Origin of the sequence: Acetobacter fabarum, from assembly GCF_040702925.2 — a bacterium.
In the GTDB taxonomy this organism is placed as follows: Bacteria; Pseudomonadota; Alphaproteobacteria; order Acetobacterales; family Acetobacteraceae; genus Acetobacter; species Acetobacter fabarum_B.
Window position 1 is genome coordinate 1 of sequence record NZ_JBFCXX020000040.1, and the last position, 7,345, is coordinate 7,345.

7 protein-coding genes and 1 pseudogene are annotated in these 7,345 nt (G+C 39.8%); 3 read left to right on the forward strand and 5 right to left on the reverse strand.

Features of this window, described 5'->3' with window-relative positions; all coding sequences use genetic code 11:
• Positions 1–297 (forward strand): annotated as a pseudogene (locus AB2L51_RS14755) (hypothetical protein); the annotation flags it as partial.
• Positions 298–310: 13 nt separating this feature from the next.
• On the opposite strand, the gene AB2L51_RS14760 reads toward AB2L51_RS14755, so the two are convergent.
• From AB2L51_RS14760 to AB2L51_RS14770, 3 genes are all read right to left on the reverse strand, one after another.
• Entirely contained in the window at positions 311–1,138 is an 828-nt protein-coding gene (locus AB2L51_RS14760) for an ATP F0F1 synthase synthase (RefSeq protein ID WP_395583028.1), read from the reverse strand.
• Between the two features lie 18 nt (positions 1,139–1,156).
• A complete protein-coding gene (locus AB2L51_RS14765) occupies positions 1,157–1,705 on the reverse strand; it encodes a hypothetical protein (RefSeq protein WP_395583027.1) in 549 nt (182 codons plus the stop codon).
• 271 nt (positions 1,706–1,976) lie between these two features.
• On the reverse strand, positions 1,977–2,549 hold the full coding sequence (locus AB2L51_RS14770; RefSeq protein WP_275178421.1) for a recombinase family protein: 573 nt from the start codon (positions 2,547–2,549) through the stop codon (positions 1,977–1,979).
• A 211-nt stretch (positions 2,550–2,760) separates the two neighbouring features.
• Here AB2L51_RS14770 and AB2L51_RS14775 point away from each other — a divergent pair, with 211 nt between their 5' ends.
• On the forward strand, positions 2,761–3,531 hold the full coding sequence (locus AB2L51_RS14775) for a DUF4755 domain-containing protein (protein WP_395583020.1): 771 nt from the start codon (positions 2,761–2,763) through the stop codon (positions 3,529–3,531).
• Positions 3,532–3,546: 15 nt separating this feature from the next.
• Here AB2L51_RS14775 and AB2L51_RS14780 read toward each other — a convergent pair whose 3' ends face one another.
• Entirely contained in the window at positions 3,547–3,900 is a 354-nt protein-coding gene (locus tag AB2L51_RS14780) for a hypothetical protein (RefSeq protein WP_395583019.1), read from the reverse strand.
• Positions 3,901–4,410: 510 nt separating this feature from the next.
• Between AB2L51_RS14780 and AB2L51_RS14785 the strand changes: the two genes are divergently transcribed.
• Positions 4,411–5,772 carry a hypothetical protein gene (locus AB2L51_RS14785; RefSeq protein WP_395583018.1) on the forward strand — a complete coding sequence of 454 codons (1,362 nt, stop codon included), beginning with the start codon at positions 4,411–4,413 and terminating at the stop codon, positions 5,770–5,772.
• A gap of 761 nt (positions 5,773–6,533) precedes the next feature.
• Here the strand turns inward: AB2L51_RS14785 and AB2L51_RS14790 are convergent.
• The coding region (locus AB2L51_RS14790) for a DUF3828 domain-containing protein (protein WP_395583017.1) at positions 6,534–7,345 on the reverse strand (812 nt) is incomplete at its 5' end.

Here is a 7,345-nt window from a genome sequence, read left to right on the forward strand (position 1 = left end):
ACTCCTCCAGTCATCACACAAGAGATGGAATCACAGAAAAAGGCCCAAAACCAGAGGGTTCTTCGAACCCTCCACGTGTCTACCAAACTCAGGAACATTCATGAGCATGGCGAGGGTGGGTTACGTGAATCCTGGATTGATGACTTTCTGGGACATGAAAGCCACGACAAGTCAGTCGGAAGCACTGTCTATTTTGATGATGTAGATATTGTGAACCTAAAAAAGGTTGCAGAAAGCGTGAAATATCCTGATTACTGGAATCTAAACAATTTATTTATACAAAAAATAAAATCATAAATTCTTAATGTTTTTAATTTTTTGATAGAGCTACAATTGAATTGGCCAGCCTCCGCTCTCCACCGAAAATTGTTGTATAAAACCTTTGCTCAATACCATATATCACATTCTTTAAATCATTATCACAAGATATATTAAAGCAACCATCATTTTCATTAAATGTTATTTTTTCACCGCAATAATCTTTTATATATTCCAATATATTAGATTTGTCTTCTTGCGTCATCCTCTCTAGCGTTTCTATAGCCATTGCAATTCTTTTTCTATTTGGCTTAGAAACGTCACACGCTTCAAATCCTGCCATAAGCACTATAAAATTATTGGACAAAAAATCTGCAACCTGACCTTCTGTAGCTTCCTTATACAATTGATCTATTCCCTTAAATATAGAAGAAATAGTAGGAAGGTTTTTAAACAAAAGACAGTCATTATCTTTTAAATAAACAGCATCAGCCAATTCACGCACTATAATTCTATCACTAACCGCCTCTAGTTCAGCACTATCTCCAAATTTTATCGTTTTTTTCTTTATGTAAGAGGCCGGAGTTATTTTCTGAAAGAAGAAACCTTCATTTTGTATGGAAATAATATACGATATATTAGCAAAATCAGAGGAAGAAATATTATTATAATCTGTGGAATCAGGGTAAGATTTTAATATAGGCAGAAAAAAAGATTGATTACTAAAATCATTAATTACAAAATATGAATCATCGTCAAGATTATGATCTGGAGAATATGGGATCTTATCAATGCTTTCAAAGTCAATACTTGGGTAAAGAGTAACATTAGAAAGTAGTTTTTTGTAATTTGGGCTTATTCGGCTCTTGATATGAGCCATGACATAATCCATCTAAAATTACCCCCGCTCTATAAAAGTATAATCATTAATACGATGTACTTTTTTGATGTCAACCTCAGAAGGATTTTTATAAGATCGTGAACTAACAAGAGAAATCACAGAACCTTTTTTTGTTTTTATCGTATAAAAACTATACCCAAAAATAAGAAACAAGGGATTAAAATAGATAGACCTAGATGAAAACGTGAAAACAAAAATTATCAAATACACAATCACAAATGTGCATTTGTCACTAATGCCGGTAGAAACAAAAAAATATCCCAGATAATTTGGCATAAATGAGTTATTTGCGCACTCAATGCTATCCACCGCATCTGGAGAAAAAGAGTCCACTCCCGAAAATTTACTCATAGAAAGAACACCATAAGTAAATACTAAAATTATCACGATATAAATTATATATGAAAAAAAATCTGGAATATCAGAAAACCATCTAACATGAGGAAATATTTTAAATAACGTATATTTATTTTGCACACCGAAAACCAATACAACCATAAATGTGGCGTTAAACGTCAATGCCAGTCTAAACAGCGTATTAAGCATTTAAAACACCACCCCTTCACCGAAGGCCACAACGCTAATGCATCATGACTTCTAAAGCTTATTAGCTACCTCTCCTTCTCTCAACCAATAACAGAATACGAACAAAATAAGAACATAAATTTTGGCAGAAATATTTTTATATTTCCCCATCACACTTAATATGAGCTTTCACATTTCGTTGAAAAATCAAAATGTATCAAAACCCCACGTTTCCGGGACATGGCAGAAAAGCTCTGGCTGTCATGTCCTGGTTTCATATCAGAACTGCGGTTTATGATACAGCCTGAACAGGGTTCATGGCTCTCCATGCTGTCATGCGTGAGGTGTTCAGGATACGGGCGACCTCACTGACAGACTTCCCTTCCTCCCTGAGCCTCTGGGCGTGTGTTCTCTGATGTTTGGTCAGGGAACTCTTTCTCCCAAGATGCACACCATTGGCCCTGGCTGATTCCAGACCAGCTATACAGCGTTCCCTGATAATCTCCCTCTCAAACTCCGCAAAGCCAGCCAGAAGGGTCAGAAACAGCCTTCCCGATGGTTTGGCCGTATCAACCCCAAGATTGAGAATACGCACGCTTATGGCTTTTTCATGAAGCGTATCAATCAGGGACAGGACATCCACTGCATTACGGCCAAGCCTGTCCAGCTTCACCACTGTCAGCGTATCCCCTTTCCTCAGAGCCTTGAGCAGTCCTGAGAGCACAGGTCTCCGGTTCGCCAGCACACTCCCTGAAATTTTCTCTGTCCTGATCGTGCGGGAAGTCAGACCATAACGCACCAGCTCCTTGATTTGTGGGTCATTGGTCTGGTCGTCAGTTGATACGCGGGCATAGCCATAATCCATGTTATTTCTCCATCAATAATTACTCCATTGGTGATACAGATTTACGATACAGAAGTTTCATCAATAAAAATGCACTTATTCTAGAATATCATAAATATGTGTTTCTGGTATACTATATTGAAAGAATTTTTTACATGATGGAGACTTGCGTGACGTTTAACAGGCTCAGAAAAATGTGCTGTTCCCTGTCCTCTGACATGGGAGTTTTGTCATGATTGTTATTGAAAAAATCTCAGACGGGATTAATATTAAACAGGCAACAGACAAGTATATAGCTCGTCTTTTGTTCTTCAAAATTCCTGTTATATGTGCATCACTTGTGACGTTTTTGGGGTTTCTAGCTGTTCTATTTGGCAGTGAAAGAAACGCACATGAAAGTATTATACTCTCTGCGATAGGCATGTTCGTAACTACATATTTTATATGTTTGCTTCCTTTTCCCATATTTTGGCTATTACGAATGGCATACTATAATTTGATTGGAGGTAAACTAATAAATAAAAAATACAGCGCAATATTAAATGCAGAATATTCAAAAATAAAACAAAAAATTGAAACCTATCAAAAGCCAATTATCTATGCCGATTATAGTCTTGCCATTCTTCAATGTCGCACTACTCGATTGGGGTGGTCCAAAGTTATGGCTTACCCCAACTTCATTGCGTTCAATGGACGCGACTTCTTCATGACCGACAATATAGGTCGCATGGTCAAGTTTAACTGGGATGACGTTCGCCAGTGGAGTCACGGCACACAAACAGGTGGAATGTTATATGGTGGAACCCCAAGCCAGGGCATTAACAATGAAATCGTCAATAGCCAACAGAGAGTAAAAAATGCAGAAGCCAGTGGTTTCTTTGTGACCATCAGGGATGTCAATCAACCTAAATGGCAGTTCGAGACTTCAGACCAAGCTCTACAAAACAAATGGATGGAAATCTTCCGTCAGGTCAAAGACGGAACCCTGAAACTCCAGGCCTGAATGAATTCACATCAGTCAGACACTTCCCATTTCCTGTCTGGCTGATGTTCCCTTTCTGACAGAGGATATGCACTTCCTGACCAGCATGGTGGCTTGCTTCTTCATTCTGTCAGGAGGTTCAATTCCCATACCCTGGAGACGTTCGAGCAAAGCCAGAACGGCAGAAGCATCCTCTGCACTGACAGCAGGTTTCCCATTGGAAGCCATCAGGGCTTTCCCTGCATTTCTGTCCTGTCTGATTTTTTCCAGAATAGCCAATGTCAGCCACTCTCCAGCTTTCATGCCCTGCTTCTGGCTCTGTGTAATGACAGCTTGCCTGACATCAGCAGAAATCCCCCTGATGCCCCATGTTTTCGTAGTGTCTTCCATATGTTTCCTTCCCTGTTGAACAGACCTGTCCAACCAGTATGACAGGAACACAGGCAAGGAAGACTGGATATTACAAGGAATGGCTCAACAACCAGTTTAACAAAGGACGCTCTGAAATCTGGACAACAAAAAAGCCAGACTTGTGAGAATCTGGCTTCCATAACACAGATGGGGAACTACTCCATCCAAACTACTGTTTTTGTGTAAGTTTAGTATGCAAAATTTTAGGTATTTTGTCAAGTAAAAAAATACATATTTATTCACAATATGATTTGTGTATAACTACAGTTTATATTTTACTTGCATAAATTAACATTTCATGCTTTAATAATGGAAAAAGCCAGATGCGAGAAACATCTGACTTTAACAAATACGATGGAGAGGAGGCCACCGAGAGCAAAACAAGCACTGTTTTTATGAATTGATTATGTAGTATTTAAATGAATTAGTCAAGTAAAAAATGTAGTTCTCGTAATTTTTTCTTCATCCTGATTAAAGGAGAAAAATTTTATGGGACTAGCATTTAAAAAACCTGAAGTAGCACTCGACAGATATCCATATGATTGGAGGATGAAAAGGTTCATGCCTTACAATGCCAATCTGTTTTTCATCATGGGTCAGAAATTAAAACAGCCTGATGCAAAAGGCAGAACATGGTGGGATAAACCTTACCATATCTCGGAATACGAAACCGTTTTTGACATGGCCCAGGACATTGAAGATTCCTATATCTCTATGAACTGGTTTTACAAATGCAGTCGCAGGGGTGAGTTTGTCGCGGTTTTTGACCATATCTGCATCGACCTTGATTGCTACAAATATGAAACCAACCCCACCATTCAATATCATGACCTTGGGGAGAATTATGAAATCCTGCTCAGGTTCTGCGATGACAACAACATTCCCCGTCCCTCCAATATCCTCAGTTCTGGCAGAGGGATTTATCTGCATTATACGTTTGAATGTCCTGTTCCAGCACGATGCAAGGGACGCTTTCAGGCCACTCACAGAGAACTGTTAAGAAAATTCATTCCATGGGGAGCAGACCAGGCAACCTATGATTTTTCACGTGTCTTTCGTCTTCCTGGGAGTGTGAACTCCCATCATCCAAGGCGACACACATGCCAGTTCCTTGATTACAGAGGGAAGTTTTATGACTTCTCGACCCTGTGCGACATGGTTCTTCCAAAGAAATACGAGGATTACAAAAAGCAGAAGATAGCCAGACAGGAGAGACGTGAAAAAGCCAGGGTTGAATATCTGGCTCGCAGGAAAACCAATGAGCTTGTTCCTGACGAACGTGGAGCCCAGGGTTTCAAGGGATGGGCCTCATGGGCCAAGAAAGGACTGTATGATCTGAAAACGCTTGGCTTCCTGCGCTACAGGGGACCAGTTCGCAAAGGGGAATGTGATATTTTCTGCCATGAAGCAGGTATCCTGCTGGCTCAGATATCCAATCCTGACAATCTCCCCTCCAATCTGGAACAATGGGCTGAAGGCGTGATTGATGAGGGATATATTGCCAAACATATGCACAACGCCATGCAGACCCTCTACAAGAAAGCTGGTCAGGACTATTCAGCCAAAAAACGACACAAGGGCTACACGACCGGCACGAAGACCATCATTCAGAAATTAGGCATTACCCGCGAGGAAATGAAACATCTGAGCGTTCTCATTGACCATGAGGAAAGATTGCTCAGAAAACGCACAAAACGTCAGACTGAAGGACGTAAGGAAAGACCAACGAGTCAGGGACAGACCAGAGAAGCATGGCTTACGGACAATAATCTGTCAGTTTCCAAACCATGGGAAGCCCTGAACATTTCCAGAGCGACTTATTACAGAATGAAAAAATCAGGGACTTTGTAAGGTTCTGGTTTTGTTTTTAACGTGAGACAGGTGGGGACGGATAACTATGGATTATGAAATCCACCCAACATTCTTTTTTTCTTTTTTCTTTTGGTTCTTTTCTTTTCCATATCCCTTTCAGATGAATCAGGCTCATTTTCTCTGTTTCTTGTAATTCACTCTGTCAGGTTCGTTCCATATCCCCCGTAAATCTCCATAATTGACCCGTGGAGACGGTTTTTACCCTACAGGGGAAGATTATACCCTTCCTTCCTGTTCCGTGTCTCTGTGTGGCTTATTTCGCGTTTTATCTGTTTCACCAGATTCATCTGGAAAACCTGTTTCTGGTTTCAAAGGTCACTACAGATTTTTTTGTTTTGTAGTGAACTTCCGGTTTCCTCCATCAATGAACCATAGAAGCATGGTTTGCCTGTGAAGGGTATAATCTTCCCTGAAAGTCTGTTCTGTTTTTCTCCATGGCTTATTTCTCATTGAAGCAGCATGTCCGATGCTTTCCCATCAGGGTTAATCCAGCAGACCTGTTTCCGAATGATATCCGGGGTATTTCGTCTGTGTCTGATTTTTTCAACATATAGTCGCACAGGTTTCCTGTTGAACCTTGCTGTGTTTTTTCTCTTATCAGTCAACAGAAAATCCTGTTGACCATTTCATGCAAAACACACAACTGAAACAACAGAATATATTGTTGATTGTTTGTTTAATATTATAAATATTAAATATATTTATTTACATAAATACATATAAACATTGTAATGAATTACTCAGTTATCCTTACAGTCAGGTAGGTCAGTATACAGAGACGGGTCTACCTGGTAAATCTTCCAAACACTACTTTCACGGTGTAGCCTGACGCACACTGCAAGCGGTTCACCAGCCCCTTTTGGAAAATTCATGAGAAGTCGAATAACTGAATTATTTCTATCTGCCTTTATTTCTGTGACAGACATAAAAGAGGCCCATCGTGCATCGAAATCCTGAGTATGGGTGAAATAATTCCTATCTCCAGTCAGATCACTGTAAGTTCCAGATTTATAGGCCGAAATTATTTTTTTGTGTAATTCTTTTGTAATATATTTTCCAATATCCATGTTGCAAAATAAATCATCACGTTTTTTTTTCGCACCATTACTAAACATATGATCGCAAGTTATCATGTATTTTTGATAAAATTCCAGAACTTCCTGTGCTGGTGTTATACTCTGGGCATATGCCCAGAGTGGAAAAAGAGTAAAAATACAGAGTGATAATATTTTATATCCGTTTCGGATACCGATAAATTTTATAGATTGGTTTCTCATTGCGATATGCTGGCCCAGGATATAAGCTGTTCTGTTTAAAATCTGATATCCAATTACTACCATCGAACATACACATATGTCCATCTGGGTGCCCTGTGATAGGTTGGATAACGGCAACATCTCCTGCTTGGAATGGCCCCTTTGATGAAACCTCACTAAACCCCGCTTTTGTGAGAGACGATCCATAATCCCTTGCATGACGTGGAGGGTTCGAAGAACCCTCTGGTTTTGGGCCTTTTTCTGTGATTCCATCTCTTGTGTGATGACTGGAGGAG